Consider the following 24,209-nt stretch of genomic DNA (forward strand, 5'->3'; position numbering starts at 1 on the left):
ATGGCCAGAGTGAAAGCCGGTATACAAACTGCCTTTTTAAGACCGCTAAGGACCTAGCATAGACTGCGTATTTCCGGCGTGACATATTGCTTTATGTGGTTTCAACCTGAGGTTTGATGCATTGACGCGGCCCTCTCAGCAGAACAATTATATGGGTATGAATACCACTTTGAACATAACCCGTCTGCCGCGCCCCTTTGATACTGAATTGGGAGCTGAGGTCAGAACGTTGGTACCCGCCCTGGATGGCGAAATGGCGGCGCTGGTTAGCGGTGCGGCTGGCTCTAGTCCCTTTCTGAAAGAGCTAATCGGGCGCGAGGCGGACTGGCTGGAAGAGGCACTTGCGGATCCTGAGGCCGCAGTGGCGCAGGTGTTTGAATTTTGCCGGACCTTGCCGCTGGATCAGATCAAGCCGGGACTGCGCCAGGCTAAGCGGCGGGTGGCGTTGATTACCGCGTTGGCAGATCTAAGCGGCGGATGGGCCCTGGAGCAGGTCACCCGGGTGCTGGCTGATTTTGGTGCCTTGGCTGCAGATGTTGCGATCAAGGCTGAAATCGAAGCGCTGATCCGGCGTAACAAATTGCCGGGCATGGATGAAGATGACATTGCCACTGCCGGGGGTTTGAGCATTCTGGCTATGGGCAAGATGGGCGCTTATGAGCTGAACTACAGCTCGGACATCGACCTGATATGCCTGTTTGACGAAACCCGGTTTGACCCGGATGATTTTCAACTGGCCCGTCAAAGCATGGTACGCGCTACGCGTAATATGTGTGCGACGCTTAGCGACCGCACCGAAGATGGTTATGTGTTTCGCACCGACCTGCGTCTGCGTCCGGACCCTTCCGTCACCCCGGTATGTCTGGCGATGGAGGCCGCCGAGCGCTATTATGAAAGCCTGGGACGCACCTGGGAACGGACCGCTTATATTAAGGCGCGCGCCTGTGCCGGTGACATTGCTGCGGGCGAGCGGTTTTTGAAGACGCTGAAACCGTTCGTCTGGCGTCGTCACTTGGATTTTGCTGCCATTCAAGACGCCCATGAAATGCGGCTCCGTATTCGCGAAAACAAGGGGGTGGGGGGGGCAATCGTGGTTCCGGGGCATGATATGAAACTGGGCCGGGGGGGCATTCGTGAAATCGAGTTTTTCACCCAGACCCGTCAGTTGATCGCTGGTGGCCGCGACGAAAGCCTGCGCCTGCGGGGCACCGTCGAGGGGCTGGCCGCATTGGCCAATCGCGACTGGGTTGCGACCGAAGTTGCCGCAAAACTGACTGAACATTACCGCGCCCATCGCGAGGTCGAGCATCGTATTCAGATGATCCATGATGCCCAAACCCATCGCATGCCCAAAACCGAAGAAGGTCTGGCACGGGTGGCATGCTTGATGGATCTTGATCCCGCTGCCCTGATCAGCCAGATCGAATCCCGCCTGACAGAGGTACATGGGCTGACCGAAGACTTCTTTGCCCCGGACAATGGAACGGGCGCTACCCCTTTGCTCTCGCAAGAGCTGAACGGCGATGTCATTGCGCGCTGGCCAACTTATCCGGCGTTACGATCTGCGCGCGGTGCTCGGATTTTCGAACGACTTAAGCCTGAACTGCTAGCGCGGTTGAGTAAAACCGCCAAGCCGTCTGAGGCGCTGATGGCGCTGGATGGTTTTTTGGCGGGACTGCCTGCTGGGGTGCAGCTGTTCTCGCTGCTCGAAGCCAATCCGCAACTGATTGATCTACTTGTCGACATTGCTGGAACATCCCCGACGTTGGCCAGCCACCTTTCGCGAAACTCGGCGGTGTTCGATGCTGTAATTGGTGGGTCATTCTTTGATGATTGGCCCGGCACTGCGGCCTTACAGGCAGATTTATCGCTAAGACTATCGCAGGAAACCGACTATGAGGCGCAGCTGGATGGTGCTCGACGCTGGTGCAAGGAATGGCACTTTCGCATTGGTGTGCACTTTTTGCGGGGATTGACCAGCGCTCAAGACAGCGGCGCGCATTATGCCCAACTGGCAGAGGCGGTGATTGCCGCGTTATGTCCTGTTGTGGTCGCGCAGTTTGCCAGCAAACATGGCCCGCCGCCGGGTCGCGGGGCGGCGGTTTTGGCGATGGGATCACTGGGGTCGGGGCAGATAAACGCGCAGTCTGACCTGGATATCATAGTGATTTATGATCCTCTGGGTGAAGACATGTCACAGGGTAAGCGGTCACTGGCCACGCGGCCATATTATGCCCGCATGACGCAGGCGCTGATCACGGCACTGACCGCACCGATGGCGCAGGGGCGGTTGTACGAGGTCGACATGCGGTTGCGACCTTCGGGATCAAAAGGGCCGGTGGCGACCAGCTGGGGCAGTTTCACTCATTATCAAAAGAACGAGGCCTGGGTCTGGGAACACTTGGCACTGACACGCGCCCGTGTGGTGGCCGGGGCCCCTGAACTGGCCCAAGATATAGAAAAATTCCGCAAGGATGTTTTGTCCGCGCCGCGCGACCGGGTTAAAATCTTGACCGAGATGGCCGAGATGCGCAGGCGCCTCGCGACGGCCAAGACGCCTGATGGTGTTTGGGATGCCAAGGTTGGCGGTGGGCGTATGTTGGATATTGAGCTGACTTCACAAGTCGGTGCCCTGCTAGAAGGAAATACAATTCAGAACGTTGGGGCTGGTTTGCAAGCAACCGTCGCAAGTGGCTGGCTGCAGGTCGCGGACGCGACATATTTGCACGGTAGCTATGATTTATTCTGGTCCGTGCAAACAGCGGCACGATTGCTGTCCAGTACTGGGATAAACACTGCCAATCTGGGCGAGGGCGGCGCGCAGTTTCTGTGCCGGAGCACTGGGTTTGACAGCCTGGAGCATTTGCAGGATGAGTTGGAACGAAGATACGAGGCTTGCAACACGCTGATTGCGTCGGCCCTGAAACGAGAAGGCGCAACTCTTGACCAAGATTGAACTGGACCCAAAGTCACTGATGAATGATGCCTATCACATCGATGGTATAACACCGTCCGAGTGCCGCAGCATTTTTCTGGACTGGGCCCTAAGTCTCCCTGCTGGACAAGACAGTGCATCAGCGATCCATGTCATCCTGGCGAAGTATGGCGCCACGAATCCGGACCACCCGATGACCGAAGTCTTGCACCAAGGATTGCAAGCGGCAGCAAAACCCACACGCCGCGGCGGTTGGCGTGGGCGTAAACGGGACTGACATGGCCTAAGGCAGGCACACTTTAGATGGCGGAAGGATTCCCCCCCCCGGTTGCCCCGGTGGTTCAAAGTGTAAGAGAGACGTTTTATAAGGATGAAGCGAGTGTCCCGTTATTTGATATCAAATCCAAGGATGCGCTTGAAGTAACCTGTGCGAGGTGTTGCCTTGCTCATCGCCCGCCCCATTTTTGGTTAGGAAGAGCCTCAAGTTCAGTTATTTGGACTGAGTATCATGTTAGGTTGATCTCACGGACCTTCGCAACGATTGGCCGCATGGCCGGAATGCTGACAAAGTAGCCTGTGACAAAATCAAAAAATACCCGCGCCAAGCGTTTTTACATCTCGTAGGTATGGCAGTCGGCTTTGCGCAGCGACGACCCTCGCGCGCTGTATCTCTCCAAAAATAATACCTGGTTCAGCACTTGCTCGCGCAAGTTCTTGTCCATCGGGGGTGGCGATGAAGCTTTGCCCCAAAAAACGCAGACCGTTTTCCTCTCCTGCGCTGTTTGCATAAGCCAGAAAAACGCCATTTTCATACGCACGGCTTGGGATCATACGCTGCGCAACCCAGCCCCACTGATCGCCAAGGGCTGTGGGCACCAGGATTAACTCTGCGCCTAACATAGCGACATGGCGGGTGGTTTCAGGGAACTCTGCATCATAACAAATTAAGGTCGCGATCCGCAGACCACGATAAGTGAACAGCTCGCAGGCCTGGCCGCAGGTAAAATGATCAGCCTCAAACCCAGGCGGAATAACCAGTTTGCGATGTCCGCCCAGCCGTATGCCATCTGGTCCGAAACACTGTGCAGCGTTGTATGTATCGGCACCGCTTCTTTCAGCATAGCCATAATGAATTGCCACGCCATTTGCCCTGGCAAGGGCAGCAATCGCTTGTGCCATGGGCCCGTCACTAAGCTCTGCGCGGCTGACAATCTGGTCGCCGATATTGTAACCCGTTGCAAACAATTCTGGCAGTAGCAACAGGTCGGCTTGCTGTTCCACGACTTCCGGCAATACGTCACGGAGCCAGTTGAGACGATCCTGCGGCCTGGCCAGTTCTGCCGGGGTTTGACCTATCGCAAGTCTGAATGCAGCACTCATGTCTAGGCTTCCGTAATGAGCAGTGAGCGTGGGTAATCGGTAATGTAGTCATACCCAGTTTCAGTCACAACAATCGAGTCGCCGATCCGGCCGGCCGTCACACCGTCAATTGAAATGCCGCCATCCACTGCAAAAGTCATGCCGGCTTGCAGGACTGTTGTGTCTCCGGCCTTGAGCTCAGGTGCCTCAAGATACGCCACACCGATAGAGCGCCCCGTGCGGTAACCAGTCTGGTATCCGCGCTCGGCATAGACGGCATTGGCAGCGGCTGCCACGTCTTGTGCCAGCACGCCGGGGCGGATGGTGGCAATCGCGGCTTGTTGCGCTGCAATCGCAGCTTCCTGAACGCGGGCCGCTTCGTCTTTAACCTCTCCCACATGGAACATCCGGTCAAAACCCAGCTTGTATTGCTTAAATTGTGCCATGTTGCAGAAACAAAAATAGACTGGGTCGGCAGTCTCGTATCGCCGGACCGAGGCGCGGCGATGAACCATAGAAATGTCCTTGCCGCTTTGTAAGATTTGTAAATTGTGGATCATGGGAGAGATAAATCTATCCCAGCCTTTGTCCGTTAGAAAGGTCGCTGCTTTGCGAGAGCCTGCCTCAATCACCGCCAGTGCGCTTTCGTACTCGTGCACTCCAACTCGCAGGCTGTCGTGTGCTGCCGCCATCATGGCCCCAGCGATGATCCCAGCTTCTTTCATGACTGCAATCTCGAACGGAGATTTGATCACGCGCAGCGCACCCAAGACTGGTGAGATATCCCTGATCGGCACACCGACATAGGTATCGTCCAAGTGGTTGCGCACAATAGCGGGGATTGTATTACGCTCTACCCAAATTTCCGAAGGCTTTTCGCTCAACGCATCTGCGAGGGCGGCACCCCAAGTCCGATCGCCGAAGTCTTCCCAAACCCTGATATCTTTGATCCACGTCATCTCCCCGACCATTTCAGATTCCATCAGTGGGGTGATGACAATGGGAGCCTCCTCTGCTTTGACCACCACCATTGAGGGTCTACCAAATTCAATCCCGAGATATCCCCAGAATCCCGCTAGATAGGCCATAGAACTTTCATCAGTGAATACGGCGCAGTGAATGCCCAGGTCTCTCATACGTTGTTGTAGGGCAATGGTACGGGTTTTGGATTCTTCGAGCATTGTTTGTCTCCCTTAGGATGAGGTGCCAATTGAAAAACGACTAGCTGTGTACAGCTGGGGTGTCAATTCTCATAATTTGCCTGTACTTTGGAGAAATGTAGGCAAGGTGTATGCATCAAGTTGGAAAAGAAAAATATGATGATTGAAGAAACCAGTTTGAAGACAGGCAGAAAGGGTCCGGCGGAATCCATTCAAGTCGAACTTCTGCAGCGCATTTGTTTTTTGGAGTATCGTCCCGGTGACCAGTTGAAAGAAGCAGATCTTGCCGTTGAGTTTGGGGTCAGCAGAACGCCAGTCCGCGACGCAATCAACCGGATTAGCCACTTGGGATTGGTGGAAACCAGAAACGGGGTTGGAACCGTTGTCGTGGCTTTGTCCGCTGAAACGATCCACCATGTCTACGAGATGCGTTTGGAATTGGCAGAGTTGATCGGGACCGCTTCACCGCGTGCCATCACAACAGATGACCTTGCAACTGCCCGTGCATTGCACGAAGAGGCGGTCAAACTTTGCAACAGCTTTCACCCACGACACTATGTTGAACTCAACCACCGTCTTCACCAATTGATTGCCAGCCTGATCGGCAATAGTGCGCTCCGGTCGTTTTGGTGGCAAACCTATTACCAAGCCGCAAGCACTTGGTATCGCGTCAGCAATCTGGTGGGCCCTGAGGCGGCCCAAGCACTGGTGCAAGAGTTGCGCGATACGGTGACGGCCCTGGAATATAACGATACCGCTGCCATTGGGTTTATCCAGCGGACATATATTGGATATGGCTACCGTCGTATCAAAGCGCATCTTTCTAAGCCGGAAGTCGACGGACCGTAAAGCGCCATAATGAGGAAATTTCACACGCATGGGGGCCATGTTAGAGGAGAGGTCCAGCGGTAACTGGTGTGGATCTACCGGTGCTGCACGCTGTATGATCAGGTCTTGCAGTTAAAACCGGGCACGATCCAGTCGCTAGGGCGTCAGATCAGTGTTTGGCACGCTGTCGGTCACTTTTTGGCGCCACAACAAGTGGCGCGGAGTTGGCCAATAATAGGTTTGGCTCACGCGTCCATGTGGGGCCAGAAACAGCGAGGGCCAACAAACCCGCACCCAAATGAGCCCCATCGATGGGTTGCAGTCGGTGCTGCACAGTGCCGCCGACCTGCAGTGCATTTTGCAATTGCGGGGAAATTGCAGCGACTTGAACATGGGGCCGGTGCCCTGCGTGATAGCGGACCCAACACCAAAGTCCGGCTAGACGGGGATCAGCATCAACCAGGCCGGGCGAATAAAGCGAAGATATTCAAATGATCCGGTCCTGCCTTCGATCCTTGACAGGGTCATTTGACTGAGCAGATGAACCAGGGCAGGCCACTAGGCCAAGGGCCCAAGAGTACCATACTGGTTAGTCAAACACTTCTGGCAGTGGGCCGCCGGTTGCTCCGGACGGCAGCTTGGTGCCAAGATAGGTGGTGATAGTTGGCGCAATGTCGACGGTTTCAACCCGGCGTATCACAGTTTGGGCCTTGATGCCCGGCCCCGCGAAAATCAGCGGAACATGGGTGTCATAGCTCCACGGTGACCCATGGGCTGCCGCCACGCTTAATCCATCCAAATCGCCAATGAACCAATGCGGTTCAAACACCACATAGATGTCGCCAGATCGATCCGGGTGAAAGTTGCGGAGCACCGATTGGCTGATTGAAGTATCCGCAATCTGGCCACTTCTAAGGGCAGAGCTGGAGACGGCATAGGCAATCCCCGGCAATTTCTGAAGCTCTTGTGCCACGGCGGTCTCAACCACGCCTGCGTCCAAGCCCAGTTCGGCAATCAAGTCCTGATTGAGATAGACATAGGGGGCCGAGAAGTTCTGGACCAGTTCGCGCCCAGCTCCAAATGCATCTTGCAAGCGTTGGCCACCCGGAGCTGTATCAAGACTGTCAAAATTGAACAGCTGCGCCTCGATCCCTAGTGTTTCAAGGTAACCTGGATTGTCCGCGCCACCATGGTCAGCCGATAGAATAACCAATGTGTTCCGCAACCCAACCCGGGCATCAACAAAGAAGAGCAGTTCGGCCAATTGCTGATCTACCTGTTTGAGGTTGTCCTCGGCTTCCAAGCTGGAGGGACCAAATACATGCCCGACATAATCCGTCGAGGACAGGCTGACGGATAGGTAGTCGGTGATCCCATCAGCACCGACCTGTTCAACGTCAATCAGTGTTTTGACAAAATCCACGGTCAGGGCATCCCCAGCCGGGCTGAGCGTCAGGAACGTGGTGAAATAGGGATTATCTTCCGGGCCATAATTATGCGGGAAAACTGTGCCCCATCCGGGCAGGTCCGTTTCCCAGGGTTGGTCATCACGATCGTCAAAATCGTAATTTTCTTCTGGCTGCGACAAGGTCCATTGTGTGTTGGCATATGCGGCCACCAGCCCCTTGTCCTGCCATGCAGCGACCCAATCAGGGTAGTTATCCATATAATAGGTGCTGGTGACAAAGCGGCCTTCGGACTTGGAAAACCAATATGCGGTTCCCGCGTGACCAGCCAAAGATATGGCACCGCGATCTTTGACCGATACGCCAAACACCTTAGCGTCAGGGCCAAAATATGCGGCGACTTCGTCCGAAACTGTAGAGGTCAGAATAGCCCGAGGCGACCGTCCGTCCGTTGTGGCTGCCCGCTGAGTGGGATCGATCTCGTCGTCTTTGCTGATGCCTTCAGCCCCCAGCAACGGAAACTCTTCATCCTGAACATTATAATATTGCCGACCATTTTTGCGGTCATACCAAAGATTGGCCACCATGCCATGAATTGCCGGATCAGTGCCGGTTGCCAGCGTGGTGTGGCCAACAATGGTTTCGGTATTGGCGTGACGGTGGTGTGCACTTTTATACACTGCACCATTGCGGAGCAGGTAATTGAAACCGCCGTCACCGAACCCTTTAGAGTACCGGCCAATAAGATCGGCGCGCAGTTGGTCTATGGTGATCTGCAACACCAGGCGTGGTTGCGAGGAGGTGGTTTGCGCTGACGCCGTCGACAAAGTGGCCCCAATAAGCGCCGCGCAGGAAATTACAAAATGCAGTTGCATGGAAAATCCCTTAATCATGTCTGGAATAAAATCGACGCAGGCCAGTGGAACGGGCCTGATTGACCTCCAAGCCGGATAACATCACGGTGCCGTTGGTTTCCCCTCGGCGCCGTGATTGCCCTGCATTCAAGGACCCTTTGTTTACTGGCTGCCCAGATTTGAGGTCATTTTCTCCATCACCTGTGCCAACGAGAAAGACGCGGCTTTTTGGCGCGGTGGGAATTCCTCAAACGTGGCAAGGAACTGAGCAACATAGGCCTGCGCTGGCACCAGAAGAAAGACGCGATCAATCACCCAATCCCAATATGTATTGGACGTCCGATATGAGCGCTCATATGGGTCGCGGCGCAGATTGAAGATCAGTGGAACTCGCAATTCGGTCCAGGGCTCTACCCAGGCACGCAAAGTGGTGTAGGCTTTCTGCTCCAGGAAAATCATTTTCCAGTCTTCATAGCGCAGCGCTGTCAGATCACCATCGTCCGAGAAGTAGAAGACCTCTTTGCGCGGCCCCTCTTCCTGTTCGCCAGTCAGCACTGGCAGGAAGTTATAGCCGTCCAGGTGAACTTTGTACTCCCGCCCAATAGCTTGAACACCACCTTCTATCAGTTGGGCCTTAATGTCAGGGTTGCCCGCAGCAGCCAGAAAGGTCGGCAGCCAATCCATATGGTGCATGATCTCGTTGCTAACCGAACCGGCCTCAATCTGACCGGGCCAACGTACCATCGAAGGCACCCGCCAACCCCCTTCCCAGTTGGTGTTTTTCTCACCAAAGAACGGTGTCATGCCAGCATCGGGCCAGGTGTTCATATGGACACCGTTGTCGGTGGAGTAATGTACGATGGTATTATCGGCGATGCCCAGCTCGTCCACTTTGTCCAGCAACTGGCCCACGTGCATGTCGTGCTCTACCATGCCGTCTGAATATTCATCCTGCCCGGAAATGCCGCGCAGTTCGTCTTTGACATGGGTACGGAAGTGCATCCGTGTGCCGTTCCACCAAACATAAAACGGTTTTTCCTGGTCTACAGCGCGCTGCATGAAATCCAGTGCCGCAGCGACGGTTTCGTCATCGACGGTTTCCATGCGTTTCTTGGTCAGCGGGCCGGTGTCTTCGACTGTGCCATCAGCCGAGGAGCGGATAACGCCGCGTGGCCCAAAGGCTTCGAGGAAGGTGCGTCCGTCGGCCAGAACCACATCAGTAGGATAGTCCTCGTTCTCGGGCTCTTCTTCGGCATTCAAATGGTACAGATTGCCAAAGAATTCATCAAATCCGTGATTAGACGGCAGCATCTCGTCGAGATCACCAAGGTGATTTTTGCCAAATTGGCCGGTCACATATCCTTCGGCCTTAAGCAGGCCCGCAATGGTTGGATCTTCAACTCTCATGCCCTCTTTTGCGCCGGGAAGGCCGACCTTGGACAGACCGGTGCGGAACACACTCTGACCCATAATATACGACGAGCGGCCAGCAGTGCAGGACTGCTCACCATAATAATCAGTAAAGATCATGCCTTCTGCAGCAATTCTGTCGATACTGGGAGTCCGGTATCCCATCAGCCCCATAGTGTAGGCCGAAATATTGGACTGGCCGATGTCGTCACCCCAGATGACCAGAATATTAGGCTTATCCTGGGCCAGTGCGGGGGCCGCCGCCAAGGCCGCCACAGCGGTCAGGGCACCTAAACTTAGTAACAGGCCTGTGCCTTTATCACGAATGTCTTTGATCATTTGTAACTCCAAAAAAATTGAGTTTTCACGCATTACCAACACAAAAGGTGCGGGAAACAGTTGGTCGTTAGAATAAATGGATCACAGTTCAATGAGGCGGATTTTCATATCCACAGTTGAACGGGCAGTAGAAATTGCATGTTTTTGCCGGGAACTCTTGGCTAACCCCAACCATTGTACTCAGCATAGCCATTCCAAAGCCTAACGGTCTAGGGAATTATTTGATGGTGCTAATACCGGCAGGTTATCCGCCGATATCTGCCCGTAACAGGTTCAGTTGCACGTCTTCGGGATTTTTGTCGAGCGCGGCATTTACCGTTTCGATTGCCGATTGCCTATCTCCCAGGGCCGAATGAATACGCACCATCATGATCCAAGCTTGTGTCAATTGCGGATCCATTTCTACCGCCTCGCCAAAGGCGCTTAACGCGACATCCATCCGTCGGGTTGTAAGGCCGATGCCTGCGAGTACCAGCTGCGCCTCGGGAAAATCTGCCTTGGCAGACAATGATTTCTGCCATTCACCCATTGCAGTATTCAGGTTCTGGTTCATCCGATCAGGCATATAAGCTATCTGCATACCTAGAAACCCACGTGCCGCAGCGATGCGGACGGCCTTAGCCGGGTCATCTAACAATCCAACAATCCGCGCGGACCGTTCGGTTTCAGGTGCCCCACGCTGGATGGAAATCGCTGCGACTCGGATCAATGGCTCGGGGCTGGACAGAAGTGGTTCCAATCGCATGGCCATCGCTGGGTTGGCCAGTGGGAGAAGCATGTCCAATGCGGTTGCGCGAACAATGGCAGGCAATTGATCATATTCGGCCAAGCCAATCAATGCCTCGCTCTGACCTCGTAAATCAGTGCGACCTGCAGAAAAAACCTGCGAAAAATGCGCGCCTCGTTTGGGGCTGTTTGGATACCATTCAGCAATAGTATCCGCCGCCCAGCGAGGTGTCCTGTCAGTATGGCAGTCATTGCACGCATTCGGTGACTGTGTTTGCAGGCTTAGATCGGGCCGTGGGATGCGGAAGGAATGGTCGCGGCGGCCATCAACGCCCATGTAGGTACGTTCAATCATGTGGCAGTTTCTACACTCCCCACCTGTGCTACCTTGGACATGGAAGGTATGGGTGGGATCGTCGTAGTCTTTTAACGAGAGTGTCGGAAAATCCGGATTGCCAGCGGGCGAATGACATTGCCCGCACAACGCATTTCCTTCCAGTTTCAGCTCGGCGGTATGGGGATTGTGGCAATTGGTGCAAGTGACGCCATTTGCATACATTTTTGACTGCAGAAATGATCCATAAACATAGACTTCGTCTTCAATCTGCCCGTCTGAGTGATACAGCCCATCGCGCAGATTGCTTAGACGGTATGCATCGTGAAACGGCGTACCGGGGAGCGGATTTCCATCCTCAAACGGTTCACGACGAGAGTGACACCCGGCACATTGCTGAATCTCAACCTCTGTATCGCTCAACCGGCTGATCCGTTGCTGCGTGCCCGCAAGAAACCCGCGCAGTTCAGTTTCAGCTGTGTCACTGGGGTGCAGGTTGATTACCAGTCCTACGTTGTTAACACCCGGCCATTCGGTCAGATCCAGCTGTTGATCTGTTTCCGCCCAGCTCACATGTGCTTGGCCAGGTCCGTGGCAAGCCTCGCATCCGACACCGGTTTCGACTTGACGGCTTTGATATAAATCCGTCTTGGGATTGAAGTTCTTTTCAAATCCGGTTGCGTGACATTCGGCGCAACGTGCATTCCAGTTTTTGTAGGGTCCGCTCCAATGCAGCCCGTCGTCTGGGCTAAGATCTTGATCAGGATAGAGATGGATCCAGCGGATTCCTTCGACGTCCCAAACCACATCAAAGGATAGCATGCGTCCGGGCGCTGTCTCGATAATATACTGTTGCAGCGGTTCAATTCCAGCAACACCAACAACTTCAAACCTTTGCCTGCCGCCTCTGGCATCTTCAGTATCAATCACATACTGGCCATTTTCATTCAGAAACCGGGTGGTATTTCCCTGATGAAGGAAGGTGCGCCCGTCGAAAGCACCTACAACCGTATCATCAGAAGGTTTGGTCCAAGCCAATGCGTGATGCGAGCCCTTCCAGTCCGTGACTGCGTCAGCATGACAAGAACCGCAAGTTTGGGAGCCAACATATTTGGGGGCTGCAGGTTGCTCTCCCTTGGCTTGGGCAGTTAAGGCGAGAAATAACAAGGCTGCGAAAGCAGCCAGTTTTAGGCTCAGTAGCGCAACCTGTTGGTTCAAATACCGGGGTATGCTCTGTGCCATTGCTGATCTCACTTTCGCTTTATCAGCGTGCTGTACAAATATCGCGCCATACGTGTGTTTCAGATTTAACGGGGAACCGGCGTTCAATACAACATCAATTCATGAAGGTCCTGACCGGTTAAGGGCAGGATGGCCTGGAAGGGTAGTGTTTTTGGCCAAGATGTGGGGCTAGGAATTCTTCATCATACTTCATGGAGCATGCTGCGAGCATCGGTAGATCAGATTGCTCTCGCCGTTCAGAAACGGGTCTCGATCAAAAGGGGTACCCAATCGATCAAGACCTTTAATGAATATTTTCAGGTGCCCGTGTTTAGTACCGTGGCCACCCGAATTTTATGTGGGGATAAACGACTAGAACTCTGCTGCTTGAATTTCTGTGCTTAGCGTTACAATACGATCCAATTGCGCCGAGATTCTGCCCTGGAAGACACCCAGTTGATCGATGATCGCCGTCAGAGCCTCACCCTCAGTTGGGAGGCGGGCACTTTCGATTTTGCACAAAACTCTTGTTGAGCTAAGCCCAAGGAAGTGGCGGTGCATGACTTTGCAGGCATTCAGAATACGGTCAGCCTCAAAATTGACATTCGCCAAACCAGCGCGTGTGCGATCACGTTGTTCGGCTACAAGTTTGGCAAGAATTTTGCGCTCCTGGTCTAGAACAATCCCGTCTACGGAATGTTCTTCAGCTTTCAGTTGAGCGTCGCATTCATCCAAAATACGAGCCATGCACTCGATAAACATGCTGTTGTTCACGGCGCTTTTAATCGAGGCAAAATTGCTTTCTTCACCCAAAACATGTGTCGCAAACCAGTCCGACATTGCGCGCGACATTGTGCCATAATTCTGCGACAGAACCGTCACTGGCCCACCGGCCGGTTCGATACGGGACGCAATAACGCGCAAATTATGCGGGATGGTTCTCATGGCCTCAAACTCATGAACCAGAGCTTCTGTTTCTTGGGTCAGGTTTTCAGAGTTTTGAAGCATGAACCTGAAGTCTTTGATTTTTGGATCTTCGATACGTTTCAATCCAACGTCTCGTGCAATCAGCTCTTCAGTCAGCGCATGGGCCGCGAAACTGTGATAATCGTCAAAGCCGAGTGCCTTTAACTGCTCCAACAAAAGTTTGGCGCTTGCCTCGGGGCTTAACGCATCATTTTTTTCAGCGGCCAATAGTGTTTCATATTCAGTGATGATTGTGGAGAACAAGGGGCTGGATGGCTTGATGCGAGCGGACAAGTAACCATCTTCGCAGGGAACAATAACTGCATAGACCCAGTAATGTAGCCCATCTGATGCTTTGTTCTTAACATAAGCGCCCATGAATTCACCGGCTTGCAGGGTATCCCAAAAGACTTGGAATACGCCGCGTGGCATATCGGGATGGCGAATGATATTATGCGGTTTACCCAACATTTCATCGGGCTGAAAATTGGCAACGCGTTGGAATACATGGTTGAAAGCGCGAATAATTCCACGATCATCAGTGCGAGAAAAGAATACTTCGTCTAAACTGAACGGGGCCTCTCCGGATGTTGGGCGGCTTTCTTTGCGACGATCATGAAAAGACAATAGTTCGATCCCATACAAGTTAAGTTGCTTGTGAAAACCTTTAAGGGTAACTCGTTCCAAAACTGTTAATTCTTGCCTATGTTGGGAGTGCTGCATCACGTTTTAACTGGTCCATTACGATCTGACTTTGGACCCGTGCCACAGCTGGATGCGGAAGCAGAACTTCGTGCAACAAAGTGTTCAACTCGGGCAAGTCTGCACAGTAAACCCGTAGCAGGTAATCTGCATCTCCGGTCATCGTCCACGCTGACGTAATTTCAGGGCGGGTGCTGATCAGACTTGCAAAACTGGAGGATTGTTCCGGTCCATGACTGCTAAGATGGACTTGCACAAATCCCTGCACCAATAGTCCGATTTTTGTAGCATTGAGGCGGGCAAAATAGCCTTGAATGTACCCCTCGCTTTCCAATCGTTGACGGCGCCGTCCGGCCTGACTGGGAGAAAGATTCAGCAATTCACCCAGTTGCTGGGCTGTCAAATGGGCGTCAGCCTGTAACGCGGCAAGGAGTTTCGTGTCTGTGGCGTCCAGCATATGCGTACCTTTGTCATATATCTTTAAAAATCCGGGATTTCTGCGCGGAATTTTAGGAGTGTATGCAGATATCTGAGCAATTCAAGCCAATGGGCGCAGTGTGCTGTTCGGGGTGTCTGCCAATTGGTGCGATGATCAATTGCGGAGCATGAGGACAGCGGGAAGCAGCTGGAAAGGCACAGAAATCAGATCTGGAGATCCTGCGTCAAACTTGGTTTTGGCGAATGATGTTTCAAGGCGCTCTTTAAAACGATTGAGCGTGGTGTACGAAACTTATTTGATACCGATGACTGGATCAGGCGACGACCGCCTTAGCCCACCTGTGCCAATGTTTAGCCGTTTGGCATTTTTAAAGTCACGTTACGCCCGCCTCTTTGGTAGCGCAATTCGGCATCACCGATCGCCACCACTTGACCACCATCAATCTTGTCGCCCACCTTAACTTTCTTATAACGGCCCGAGGACAAGCGAACCAGTGCGCGGCGGTTTGAAGGTGTTCCATAGACGCCGATCAGATTGACTTTCCTCAGATTGATCGAGTTTTCCATCGTAGCCTGCCGCGCGACTGAGGCAGAGGTTGGGATCGAAGGTGTCACTGTCGCGGGGGCAATGGACGCGGGTTGATTGAGAATTCCAGCAACGGAGGCCGCGGCTGAGGCAGGGGTATTATTATTAGAGTTTCGCCGGGCCCGGTCCACAAGATTGGCAAAATTTGCCGGCCGGGACCTGGGCACAGTTGATGTCGCAATCGCTTGATCTGTGGTGGGCAGGCTGTTTTCGTTTTCAGGTCGGGCGGTGGCGGGACGTGCCCGCGGCCGTTTTTGACCCAGTTCAGCCAGGCTGAGGCCGCCAAGCTGGGCACGTTCTGCTCGCTCCACCAGATCGTCAGGACGCGCCCGCGGCCGTAGTCGCGCCAGCACCGCTTGTTGTTCGCTGACCTGAGCTTCGGCAGCAAGATCGGGGCGGTCGGGTGTTGGCGGCGGCACTAGGTTGGGGCGGCCTAGGAAAACCATTACACCGTCGGGATTTAAGGTCCCTTCAGGAGTGGCCCGTACCAAGCCGCGTTCGTCCAGATCGAATGCACTTCCCGCGGCGGCTGGAGATATAACCGAGTTCAGTTCGGTGTCGGTGGTCAAGCTGCCCAAACTTGGCAGCGCAACTGCGTCCTGCGAAAGGTCTGTGTTGTCAATGGATGCAACGTAAAGGTTCTGAAGGCCGATAATTGCAGGTAATTCCGGTACTTCAGGGGCATTTTGCCAAATACCAACAGCGGCATATTGTGCGGCCTGAGACAGGTCTGACGGCGAAATAGCTGCGGTGTTTTCCACACCATCAGATATAGCTTCGACATCTAAATCAGTACGCGGGGACTCCTGTAGGGCATCTAACACGGCAATGTCAGTGCCCGTCAATGCAGGCGGTTGGCTGGCCTCTTCAGTTGGAGTGACTGGCCGATCTGTCAGGTTCTCCGGCAGAGCACTAACCTGAGGTTCAATAATCTCCGTCAGTGGGTCTGGGTTGGTCACCGCAGAAGGGGCTGGTAAAACCGGGTTGACGTCTAGCGGTTGCACCGGAACGGTGTCTTCGATTGGCACCGGCGTCCCGGCAGGGTCATCAGTGGTATTCTCCTTGCCAAACGATATCCAAGTGGGATTTGAATAAACAGCCCAAGCGGCGATCGCAGCCATGAATAATATTAAGGCGGCAATCAATACAGGTCCCAGGAAACGGGGCTTGCCGCCAATATTCTGCGGCTCCCGCATTGCAAAGGGATCGTTTTTTACTTTGCCAGACGCTGCTGTTTTGCCTGCGCCCGATGACTGGCTTGTGCCACGAGCAGCTTTAGCTGGTGCCGCCTTGGACGGGCCTGTTTGTCGGCGACTTGCGAATGCAGTATTTTCGGGCGGGGTTACCGGTGTTTCTGGGGGCGGAACCTGATCCGTGCTTGGGACCGAAGGGCCAGAAACCGATGTTTGGGAAGTTGCGGATCGCTCGATTTCCAGGCCTGGCAGAACCTGTGCATCAGAAACAGAAGCATGTGCCAGAAGGGGGGCTGCATCCGGGAGGCGATGATCCGCATCGCCCGGTTGCAGCAAGGGCACCTGTTGAGTTGAGCTCGACTTGTCCGCCGCCGCCGTCTCCCGGCTGGCCCCCTGAAGGACCGGAGCACCATTTGTTGGTTTGTGGCGACGGCTGCTGAAACTGGGAACAGGGAGTGGGTCAGTGAGGGTAATCTGATCAGCCTGGTTTGGCTCTTCCACCTGTTTAGAACTACTTTGACTGGGCTCGTCTGGTTGGTCGTCAGCTGGTAGAGATGGTTCCGGCTGAGAAGGGGTTTTTGGAACATTGGCTGGGCCAATGTTGATCACGGCGATGCCATCAGGATCTACATCCGTGCCCCGGATGGCGCGTGCAGTGCCAAAGAAAGGTTCACCCAGAAAGGCTTCTTCGCCGGGGGCTGCAACAAAACTGGTAGGACCAAAACCATGGTTGACGGCAAAGGATTCCGCCTCTTCGAGAGTTTCAATGGCAACGGCTGCCACATGGGTCAAAACGCCGTCTTCTGAAAGGTCAAATGCCAGCTCATCAACGGGGTAGGGGGTGGCTCCATCCAGTGCAGCGCGCGCCAAATCCATCCGAACGCCGTTGTCGACAAGTCCAGTTTCCAGCGTCAGATATCGAATTTGGTCGTTTGGAACGATCAGTTTGCTGAATATCGGGCCAGAACTTAACTGTTTAGCTTTTTCCCGCAGGTCTGCCAGTGCCGCAACCAAATCGGCCGTGTCCAGTGCCACATCACCGACCAGCCGCCATCCTCCGGCGGCCCGGTGCAATAGGGAAATGCCATCCGGAGACAGCGATAGCGCAAAGCCTGGTTTCATGATGTGGTCTGACCATCCAAATCGTTTGTGCCCACGAGAGTGTTGCAACCATGTCGGCTTGCGCTCTAACTCTAGAACATGAGAGCGCCGAGGAAAAGTAAAACACTCACGATCCACCTTGTAAGTCTCGTCCACTGCCGCCATTTATTTCCTTTTAGGGAGAGTTTTGGCATGAAAAGTAATCGTTTCCTTGTTTCAGCCGTGCTTTTGGTGTTGTCAGGCGGGGTTGGATGGTCGGCTGATATATCACCACTGCGACAGATCGCCGTCTCCGGCGAGGCCCATATCGAAGTCCCACCTTCACAAGCTTTGATTGCATTGGGCGTCGTCAACGAGGCGGATCAGGCTGGTGACGCAATGCGGGTTGTGTCAAAATCAATGGTCGCGGTGATCGATAGGTTGCATGTTGCGGGGATCGATCCCGGCGATATTCAGACCCAGCAGATATCAGTGTCGCCCAACCGACGGCAATCCGGATCACTGAGCAGCGGCAATGACCGCAAAATTGCCAGCTTCACGGCCAGAAACACTGTGCAGATACGGGTTCGAGATCTGGATGACTTAGGCGAGATTTTGGATCAGGTGCTGCAGGCCGGAGCAAATGAATTTCGGGGCCTGCAATTTGGGGTCGCCGATACGGCAGCGGTCCGAGATCAAATCCGCGGCGCAGCGGTCAAGGATGCCATACGCAAAGCTGAGCAATTGGCCACAGCGGCAGGGGTTACTTTGGGGCCGGTGTTGTCGATTACAGATACCGGCGGCGGCGGTGGCCGTCCCATGCCAATGGAAATGGCGCGCAGTACAGCGATCCCCATCGAGGCGGGACAGCTAAGTTTTTCGCATACAGTGTCCATGGTGTTTGAAATTTCAGCCCCTGTGACAACTGATTAATAAAGACCGGGCGTTTTGCCCGATCTTTCCTGTCTGGGTGATTGCTGAAATTAGCTGCAGGCTTTGGTCAAAGCCTGATCTAGATCTGCGATCAGGTCTTTGCTGTCCTCAATGCCAATGGACAAGCGTACCACATTGGGACCAGCCCCTGCTGCCTCTTGTTGTTCAAGTGACAATTGCCGATGGGTGGTCGAGGCCGAATGGATGATCAGTGATCGGGTATCGCCAAGGTTAGCGACGTGGCTGAACAGTTCCAGCGTGCTGACCAGTTCCACACAGGCATCATAGCCGCCTTTGACCGCAAAGGTGAACAGCCCGCCAGCGCCTTTAGGATAACAGGCTTTGGCCCGATCATAATATGGCGAGGACGGTAAGCCGGCGTAGGTGACATAATCCACCCGGTCGTCATTTTCCAACCAGGCAGCAACGGTTTCAGCGTTTTCAACATGGCGCTGCATCCGCAACGACAGGGTCTCGATCCCCATTAATGTGTAATGTGCAGCCTGTGGGTTCATGGTCATGCCCAGATCGCGCAACCCGATGGCGATACCGTGAAACGTGAACGCCAATCCACCAAATGTTTCGTGGAACGTCAGCCCGTGATAGGCAGGCTCCGGCGCACTCAGCGATGGGAACTTGTCGTTGGCCGACCAGTCAAACGTTCCCGAGTCAACAATACAGCCGCCAGTGACGGTGCCGTTGCCCGTCAGGTATTTCGTGGTCGAATGCACAACCAGTGTCGCACCCTGTTTGATAGGGTTGCACAGATAGGGTGTCGCCGAGGTGTTGTCGACAATCAGAGGAATGCCAGCCGCGTCCGATACGTCAGCCAGCGCGCGGATGTCGGTGACATAGCCACCCGGATTGGCAATGGATTCACAAAAAACAGCGCGGGTGTTGTCATCGATCGCGGCCGCGACAGCCTCCAGATCGTCTGTATCAACAAATTTGGCGTTCCAGCCAAAGCGCTTGATGGTTTGGCTCAACTGGGTGACTGTACCGCCATACAGTCGGGTCGAAGCCACGACATTGCAACCGGGCTGCATCAGTGGAAACAGAGCCATGATTTGCGCCGCATGCCCCGAAGAACAGCAAACCGCCCCGACTCCACCTTCCAATGTGGCGATGCGTTCCTGCAATACAGCCACTGTCGGATTGGTCAGGCGCGAATAGATGAACCCGACCTCTTGCAGATTGAACAAGGCAGCGGCGTGGTCCGCATCACGAAAGACATAGCCTGTGGTCTGGTAAATTGGCGTCTGACGCGCGCCAGTGGCCGGGTCGGGTTTGGCGCCGGCGTGAATCTGCAAAGTGTCAAATCCGAAAGTGGGTCCGTCTGTCATCGTTCTGTCTCCCTGAAGTATGCATTTTTTTGTTTGGCCATAAAACACCCGATTACCCCGCTTAACGCAAGCGCGATAATTGTCAGGACATGGCCGTAAATCACTTGGATCCTCAGCTTCATCTGGCTGGAAATATCCCGGGGTTTGGGGCAGCGCCCCATTTCCATCCTCTCAACGCATCCAAAATCCGGCCTTTTTGATCTGATTGCGAATGGCCTGTTCCCGCTTGGGCAGATTGGCACGATCAAACATGGCCCGCACTTTTTCGCCGCGCTTTTGATAGACCATACGTTTCATCGGCTCTGACCCTTTCAACACTTTCTTGATCTTGTTTGGCGCGCTGATTTCAGTCAAAACATCGACCACCCGGTCGCTCTCGCGGGCATAAAGCAGCGGCAGGACCCGATAATGACAACTGACATCTCCATCCAGATAACCCTCGGGCAGGGTCTCACGGCCTCCGCCAAAGGAATGTATGACCAGCGGTAAGACAACCTGATCCAGCCAGGGATCCAGCGTCTGCCCGATCAACTCGGGCGGCAGATCGTTGCGCACTGACTGCGCGTAGACCAAAAAGCGCTTACCAAAGGCCCGCGGGCAGGCACCGTAGAAAAAACCAGCATTGAAATATAGATATCGCTGCCAGTATTCATCTGGTTGGCCTAAATCCATGCTGCTGTCAAAATCCAGCCCAAACCGCGTATATAGAGCGCGCCAGATTTCTGTATACCCGGGACCATAGAGCGTTGGTTTCGGCCATGTCCCTTCGCGACGCATCGAGGCTGAGGGGCGGGAGAAATCAAAAGGCACCGACATCAGATCCCCGGTGATCAATGTGTCGGTGTCAAAGAACACAAAGGGCTCGCCCTCTGGCATCTCCTTAAGGGCCTCGATCTTGTTGCCATAGGGGTAGTCTTGCCCGAATACAGAATTCTCAAACGGCAGGATTTCAGCGCCTAGCTGCGCAAGCGCCGTTAGAACAGCCTCATCGCGAATGCTGGGATCATTTTTCCAGTTTGGCCCGGGTTGCGGGACGGCAACAAACAGGCGGCCGTCGAAATCGGGTGCGCAGTGGCGCAGGGATGCGGCAAACAGCAGTGCCTCATATTGCAGGCGCCCTGATTGACCGACAACCATCACGTTAAAGGATTTATTTCCCATGCCGCCCTCATCTACCATCCCTGCCAGGGGTCTCAGTCACCTGTTAACTTGACTATAGGTGTGGCAGCTGCAGTCCAAAAGTCTACAATCGTGTTACAGGACGATTTTCTTGAGTATAGTAGCCGGTATTGGAGTTTTAGAAATGTTCGATCTTTTTATGGCAGTCGTGGCTTCAGGAGTTATGTCGGCAAGCGGGGGGACTTCAACAGGGAGCGTCACCGTGCCCATGGCGCCTGAAACGACCCTGATCGCTGAGCCGCAAGTGCCAACAGGGCAGTTTACCACCGCAGTTGAGGTGAAACCCATTTTGGGAATGACCAAGGGCAATTGGATTTCTGTCCGGGAATTTGATGGCCAGGATCTGCTGTATGTCACCCACCTGTGGGCTTGGCGCTGCGGATTGGTGGAGTTGAAACTGGGCATCAATGGCGCCGCGCCCGAGGTTTGGCCACTGCCCGAGTGTCATTTGGATCAAGGCGCACCCAATGGAATTACAGATGCCGATGGCCTGCCGTACCGCAGTTTTGATCTTGGATCGATCAATCAGATTGAGGTTCAGATAACTTACGATGATCTGACAAAAGAGCAGGTGACATTCGACCGAATGGGGCAGCCGAAGAACTAGGCTGGCGCTGATAGCGGCAAGATCTGTGTGGGCTCCTGACGTTATGGTTCAGGTGTGACCAACGTCGTGGCGCGCCACTGAAACGGATTTTATTACGGCATGGCAGGCAACACCCGGTGCAAGCCGCAGCGCATTTGCTGACCGCTGGGTGATCCGTGCCAGCAGGAAATCGCTGCCGCAGCGCAGTTGTACCACGACACCCGGGCCTCCGCCTGCACGAATTTCGGTCACCGTGCCCGACAGGATATTCAAAGCTGACAACCCAACCGGTATATCTCGCGACAAAATCACATCCTGGGCTAGGATACGCACCCGGGTTTTGGCCCGGGGTGGCAGGCTGATCTGCGGTAAAAACAGACGCCCACCGGTCACTGATAATTCCGTCAACCCGTCGGAATGATGTTGTGTAACATCAGCAGACAGCACAGATCCAGCCTCACGCAGACCCAGTTGGCGCACCATCGCGGGATCCGAGAATACCTGCTCAGTTGTGCCCGCCTGCGCCACTTTTCCGTGTTCCAGAACCACCATAGTTGTTGCCAGTCGTGCCACCTCGGCGACCGAGTGGCTGACATAGAGGATCGGCAGGCCGGTAGAGTCGCGTAGCCGTTCAAGAAACGGAAGAATCTCATCTTTGCGGGCTGAATCGAGTGCGGCAAGCGGCTCGTCCATCAATAGCATGCGTGGGTGTGACAGCAATGCGCGACCTATCGCGACACGTTGCTTTTCACCACCGGACAAAGCACCGGGACGGCGGTTTAACAGGTGCGCAATGCCAAGCAACTCGGTGACCTCCTCCAGAGAGGGGCCAGAGCTGCCCTTGGGCGCAAAGCGTTTGCCGTAATTCAGGTTTCCCAGTACCGAAAGATGCGGAAACAGGCGGGAATCCTGGAAGACATAGCCCAGACGACGACGGTGCACGGGCACGTTAATTCCGGCCCTACTGTCGAACAGAACTTCAGACTGCGAGGTTATGCGACCTGCCTTGGGCTTCAGCAGGCCTGCAACTGCGTTGATGACAGATGTCTTACCGGATCCGGACTTGCCAAACAGTGCCGTGATGCCGCTTGGGGCCTGAAAATTCACCTGAACGGCCAGATCGCCGAAACTGTGGTTGATGTCGACAGACAGGCTCATCGGCCGCTCACCCGTTTTGCCGCGCGCCGCGCCAGCAGTTCAGATGCAATCAATGCAGCCATGGCAACTGCAATCGAAACAGCGACCAATTTCAGCGCATCGGTCTCTCCATCGGGCACCTGCAAGAACCCGTAGATCGCCGAGGGCAACGTCTGGGTCTGGCCGGGAATATTGGACACAAAGGTAATGGTCGCGCCAAACTCACCCATCGCTTTGGCGAAGCCCAGCACTGCCCCCGCGATCAAGCCCGGTAGAACCAGGGGCAGGGTGACGGTGGCAAAAACCCAAAACCGCGAGGCCCCCAATGTGGCCGCTGTTTCCTCCAGATTGGGGTCTACGGCCTCGATGGCCATCCTGATGGCACGGACCATCAGCGGAAACCCCATGATAGCAGCAGCCAGCACAGCGCCAGTCCAGCGAAAAGCCAGCACAAGCCCAAAAGTCTGCTCCAGCCATGCGCCAATCGGTGCCCGACGACCAAATGTGATCAGCAAAAGATACCCTGTTACTACAGGCGGAAGGAACAGGGGCAAATGCACCAAAGCATTCAATAGTTGCTTGCCCGGAAACTGCCAGCGCGCCAGTGCATGTGACACCAGCAGCGCGAAGGGCAGGCTTAACAATGTGGCCCAAAACGCAACCTTTAGCGACAGCCCCAGCGCCCACCACTCTTCTGGACCCAGCCAATCGCTCATGGTTGTACCGCGGGGCGGATAAACCCATTTTTTTCAAAGACGGCCCAGGCGGTATCGCTGGTTAGAAACTCATATACGGCGCGCGCGTCAGGGGAAACCGGGTCAATCAGTGCCATCGGATAGCGAATGGGTGTGTGGCTGTCGGCGGGAAACAGACCAAGTAGTTGAACGTCTGGCGCGGCGCCAAGGTCGGTGGCGTACACAATACCCAAGGGGGCCTCGCCCGTGGCCACCAGTCGCAGCGCTGCGCGCACATTGTCTGCCTGTGCGACGTTCCCCTCGACGCTGTCCCAAACACCCAGCGTGACCAGTGCCTCACGACCATAAATCCCGGCCGGCACAGCCTTTACCAGTGCCATGGCTAATACACCGTCGCTGAGAGACGTGGCCAGATCAAACGCTGGGGTCGGTGTCACTTGGGCAGTGTTATTGGGGGCTGCAATCAACGCCAGACGATTGCCCAGCAGATCAATGCGACTGTCTTGCGCCAGTATTCCGTCCCGTTCCAGCAGATCCATCCAGGTCTGATTAGCCGAGATAAACAACTGCGCAGGCGCGCCCTGAAGGATCTGTCGCGTCATTGATGAGCTGCCACCATATGCAATATGCAAAGTGTCACCCGGGTACACATCTGCCAGCTCATCCAGGGCAGTTTTCAAACTGGCAGCAGCAAACAGTGTGACCTCTTCGGCAGCCAAGGACACAGGGAACAGCGCTGCAAATATAGCCAAAGCTAAACGGAGGCGACGAAAAGGGCAGGGCAGCGTTACCATTCCGA

General features: G+C 54.5%; 18 protein-coding genes. 5 read left to right on the top strand and 13 right to left on the bottom strand.

What is annotated here, in order from left to right:
• Positions 1–157: 157 nt before the first annotated feature.
• The gene (locus EBB79_RS06990) at positions 158–2,956 is read left to right on the top strand and encodes a [protein-PII] uridylyltransferase family protein (protein WP_127750917.1); all 2,799 of its coding nucleotides are present in this window, start codon (positions 158–160) and stop codon (positions 2,954–2,956) included.
• Entirely contained in the window at positions 2,943–3,212 is a 270-nt protein-coding gene (locus EBB79_RS06995) for a hypothetical protein (RefSeq protein ID WP_238705016.1), read from the top strand. The genes EBB79_RS06990 and EBB79_RS06995 overlap by 14 nt, the downstream gene beginning before the upstream one ends.
• 308 nt (positions 3,213–3,520) lie before the next feature.
• On the opposite strand, the gene EBB79_RS07000 is transcribed toward EBB79_RS06995, so the two are convergent.
• Together EBB79_RS07000 and EBB79_RS07005 are read right to left on the bottom strand one after the other, a co-directional pair.
• On the bottom strand, positions 3,521–4,315 hold the full coding sequence (locus tag EBB79_RS07000; RefSeq protein WP_127748235.1) for a carbon-nitrogen hydrolase family protein: 795 nt from the start codon (positions 4,313–4,315) through the stop codon (positions 3,521–3,523).
• 2 nt (positions 4,316–4,317) lie between these two features.
• On the bottom strand, positions 4,318–5,475 hold the full coding sequence (locus EBB79_RS07005) for a M24 family metallopeptidase (RefSeq protein WP_127748236.1): 1,158 nt from the start codon (positions 5,473–5,475) through the stop codon (positions 4,318–4,320).
• Positions 5,476–5,610: 135 nt separating this feature from the next.
• Between EBB79_RS07005 and EBB79_RS07010 the strand changes: the two genes are divergently transcribed.
• Positions 5,611–6,303, top strand: a complete 693-nt coding sequence (locus EBB79_RS07010) for a GntR family transcriptional regulator (RefSeq protein ID WP_127748237.1) — start codon at positions 5,611–5,613, stop codon at positions 6,301–6,303.
• 568 nt (positions 6,304–6,871) lie between these two features.
• On the opposite strand, the gene EBB79_RS07015 is transcribed toward EBB79_RS07010, so the two are convergent.
• From EBB79_RS07015 to EBB79_RS07040, 6 genes are all read right to left on the bottom strand, one after another.
• Complete coding sequence (locus EBB79_RS07015; protein WP_127748238.1) at positions 6,872–8,563, bottom strand: alkaline phosphatase family protein; 1,692 nt, start codon at positions 8,561–8,563, stop codon at positions 6,872–6,874.
• A 141-nt stretch (positions 8,564–8,704) separates the two neighbouring features.
• The gene (locus EBB79_RS07020) at positions 8,705–10,291 is read right to left on the bottom strand and encodes an arylsulfatase (protein WP_127748239.1); all 1,587 of its coding nucleotides are present in this window, start codon (positions 10,289–10,291) and stop codon (positions 8,705–8,707) included.
• Positions 10,292–10,535: 244 nt separating this feature from the next.
• Positions 10,536–12,593 carry a multiheme c-type cytochrome gene (locus EBB79_RS07025; protein WP_127748240.1) on the bottom strand — a complete coding sequence of 686 codons (2,058 nt, stop codon included), beginning with the start codon at positions 12,591–12,593 and terminating at the stop codon, positions 10,536–10,538.
• A gap of 351 nt (positions 12,594–12,944) precedes the next feature.
• Positions 12,945–14,165: a PAS domain-containing protein gene (locus EBB79_RS07030; protein ID WP_127750919.1), complete on the bottom strand. Its 1,221-nt coding sequence runs from the start codon at positions 14,163–14,165 to the stop codon at positions 12,945–12,947.
• A 76-nt stretch (positions 14,166–14,241) separates the two neighbouring features.
• Positions 14,242–14,697 carry an Lrp/AsnC family transcriptional regulator gene (locus tag EBB79_RS07035; RefSeq protein ID WP_127748241.1) on the bottom strand — a complete coding sequence of 152 codons (456 nt, stop codon included), beginning with the start codon at positions 14,695–14,697 and terminating at the stop codon, positions 14,242–14,244.
• Positions 14,698–15,029: 332 nt separating this feature from the next.
• Positions 15,030–17,579, bottom strand: coding sequence for a hypothetical protein (locus tag EBB79_RS07040; protein ID WP_127748242.1), 2,550 nt, complete (start codon positions 17,577–17,579; stop codon positions 15,030–15,032).
• Positions 17,580–17,750: 171 nt separating this feature from the next.
• On the opposite strand from EBB79_RS07040, the gene EBB79_RS07045 reads away from it, so the two are divergent.
• Positions 17,751–18,470 (top strand): SIMPL domain-containing protein, encoded by a 720-nt coding sequence (locus EBB79_RS07045; protein WP_127748243.1) that lies wholly within the window; start codon positions 17,751–17,753, stop codon positions 18,468–18,470.
• Positions 18,471–18,520: 50 nt separating this feature from the next.
• Here the strand turns inward: EBB79_RS07045 and EBB79_RS07050 are convergent, their stop codons facing one another.
• Positions 18,521–19,813 (bottom strand): O-acetylhomoserine aminocarboxypropyltransferase/cysteine synthase family protein, encoded by a 1,293-nt coding sequence (locus EBB79_RS07050; protein WP_127748244.1) that lies wholly within the window; start codon positions 19,811–19,813, stop codon positions 18,521–18,523.
• 171 nt (positions 19,814–19,984) lie between these two features.
• Entirely contained in the window at positions 19,985–20,974 is a 990-nt protein-coding gene (locus tag EBB79_RS07055) for a hypothetical protein (protein WP_127748245.1), read from the bottom strand.
• Positions 20,975–21,200: 226 nt separating this feature from the next.
• Between EBB79_RS07055 and EBB79_RS07060 the strand changes: the two genes are divergently transcribed.
• Positions 21,201–21,599: a hypothetical protein gene (locus EBB79_RS07060; RefSeq protein ID WP_127748246.1), complete on the top strand. Its 399-nt coding sequence runs from the start codon at positions 21,201–21,203 to the stop codon at positions 21,597–21,599.
• A 48-nt stretch (positions 21,600–21,647) separates the two neighbouring features.
• Here EBB79_RS07060 and modC read toward each other — a convergent pair whose 3' ends face one another.
• From modC to modA, 3 genes are read right to left on the bottom strand one after another with little or no spacing between them, the layout of a single operon-like run.
• Positions 21,648–22,736, bottom strand: a complete 1,089-nt coding sequence (gene modC, locus EBB79_RS07065; RefSeq protein WP_127748247.1) for a molybdenum ABC transporter ATP-binding protein — start codon at positions 22,734–22,736, stop codon at positions 21,648–21,650.
• A complete protein-coding gene (gene modB, locus EBB79_RS07070; RefSeq protein ID WP_127748248.1) occupies positions 22,733–23,431 on the bottom strand; it encodes a molybdate ABC transporter permease subunit in 699 nt (232 codons plus the stop codon). The genes modC and modB overlap by 4 nt, the downstream gene beginning before the upstream one ends.
• Complete coding sequence (modA, locus tag EBB79_RS07075) at positions 23,428–24,162, bottom strand: molybdate ABC transporter substrate-binding protein (RefSeq protein WP_238705017.1); 735 nt, start codon at positions 24,160–24,162, stop codon at positions 23,428–23,430. Before modA ends, modB begins: the two co-directional genes overlap by 4 nt.
• Positions 24,163–24,209: the final 47 nt, after the last annotated feature.

This window comes from Parasedimentitalea marina, from assembly GCF_004006175.1.
Classification (GTDB): Bacteria; Pseudomonadota; Alphaproteobacteria; order Rhodobacterales; family Rhodobacteraceae; genus Parasedimentitalea; species Parasedimentitalea marina.

Excerpts from the sequence above, each read along its gene's own strand:
- EBB79_RS06990 (WP_127750917.1), top strand. The coding sequence starts at position 158 with ATGAATACCACTTTGAACATAACCCGTCTGCCGCGCCCCTTTGATACT.
- EBB79_RS07000 (WP_127748235.1), bottom strand. The coding sequence starts at position 4,315 with ATGAGTGCTGCATTCAGACTTGCGATAGGTCAAACCCCGGCAGAACTG.
- EBB79_RS07005 (WP_127748236.1), bottom strand. The coding sequence starts at position 5,475 with ATGCTCGAAGAATCCAAAACCCGTACCATTGCCCTACAACAACGTATG.
- EBB79_RS07010 (WP_127748237.1), top strand. The coding sequence starts at position 5,611 with ATGATGATTGAAGAAACCAGTTTGAAGACAGGCAGAAAGGGTCCGGCG.
- EBB79_RS07015 (WP_127748238.1), bottom strand. The coding sequence starts at position 8,563 with ATGCAACTGCATTTTGTAATTTCCTGCGCGGCGCTTATTGGGGCCACT.
- EBB79_RS07020 (WP_127748239.1), bottom strand. The coding sequence starts at position 10,291 with ATGATCAAAGACATTCGTGATAAAGGCACAGGCCTGTTACTAAGTTTA.
- EBB79_RS07025 (WP_127748240.1), bottom strand. The coding sequence starts at position 12,593 with ATGGCACAGAGCATACCCCGGTATTTGAACCAACAGGTTGCGCTACTG.
- EBB79_RS07035 (WP_127748241.1), bottom strand. The coding sequence starts at position 14,697 with ATGCTGGACGCCACAGACACGAAACTCCTTGCCGCGTTACAGGCTGAC.
- EBB79_RS07040 (WP_127748242.1), bottom strand. The coding sequence starts at position 17,579 with ATGAAACCAGGCTTTGCGCTATCGCTGTCTCCGGATGGCATTTCCCTA.
- EBB79_RS07045 (WP_127748243.1), top strand. The coding sequence starts at position 17,751 with ATGAAAAGTAATCGTTTCCTTGTTTCAGCCGTGCTTTTGGTGTTGTCA.
- EBB79_RS07050 (WP_127748244.1), bottom strand. The coding sequence starts at position 19,813 with ATGACAGACGGACCCACTTTCGGATTTGACACTTTGCAGATTCACGCC.
- EBB79_RS07055 (WP_127748245.1), bottom strand. The coding sequence starts at position 20,974 with ATGGGAAATAAATCCTTTAACGTGATGGTTGTCGGTCAATCAGGGCGC.
- EBB79_RS07060 (WP_127748246.1), top strand. The coding sequence starts at position 21,201 with ATGGCGCCTGAAACGACCCTGATCGCTGAGCCGCAAGTGCCAACAGGG.
- modC (WP_127748247.1), bottom strand. The coding sequence starts at position 22,736 with ATGAGCCTGTCTGTCGACATCAACCACAGTTTCGGCGATCTGGCCGTT.
- modB (WP_127748248.1), bottom strand. The coding sequence starts at position 23,431 with ATGAGCGATTGGCTGGGTCCAGAAGAGTGGTGGGCGCTGGGGCTGTCG.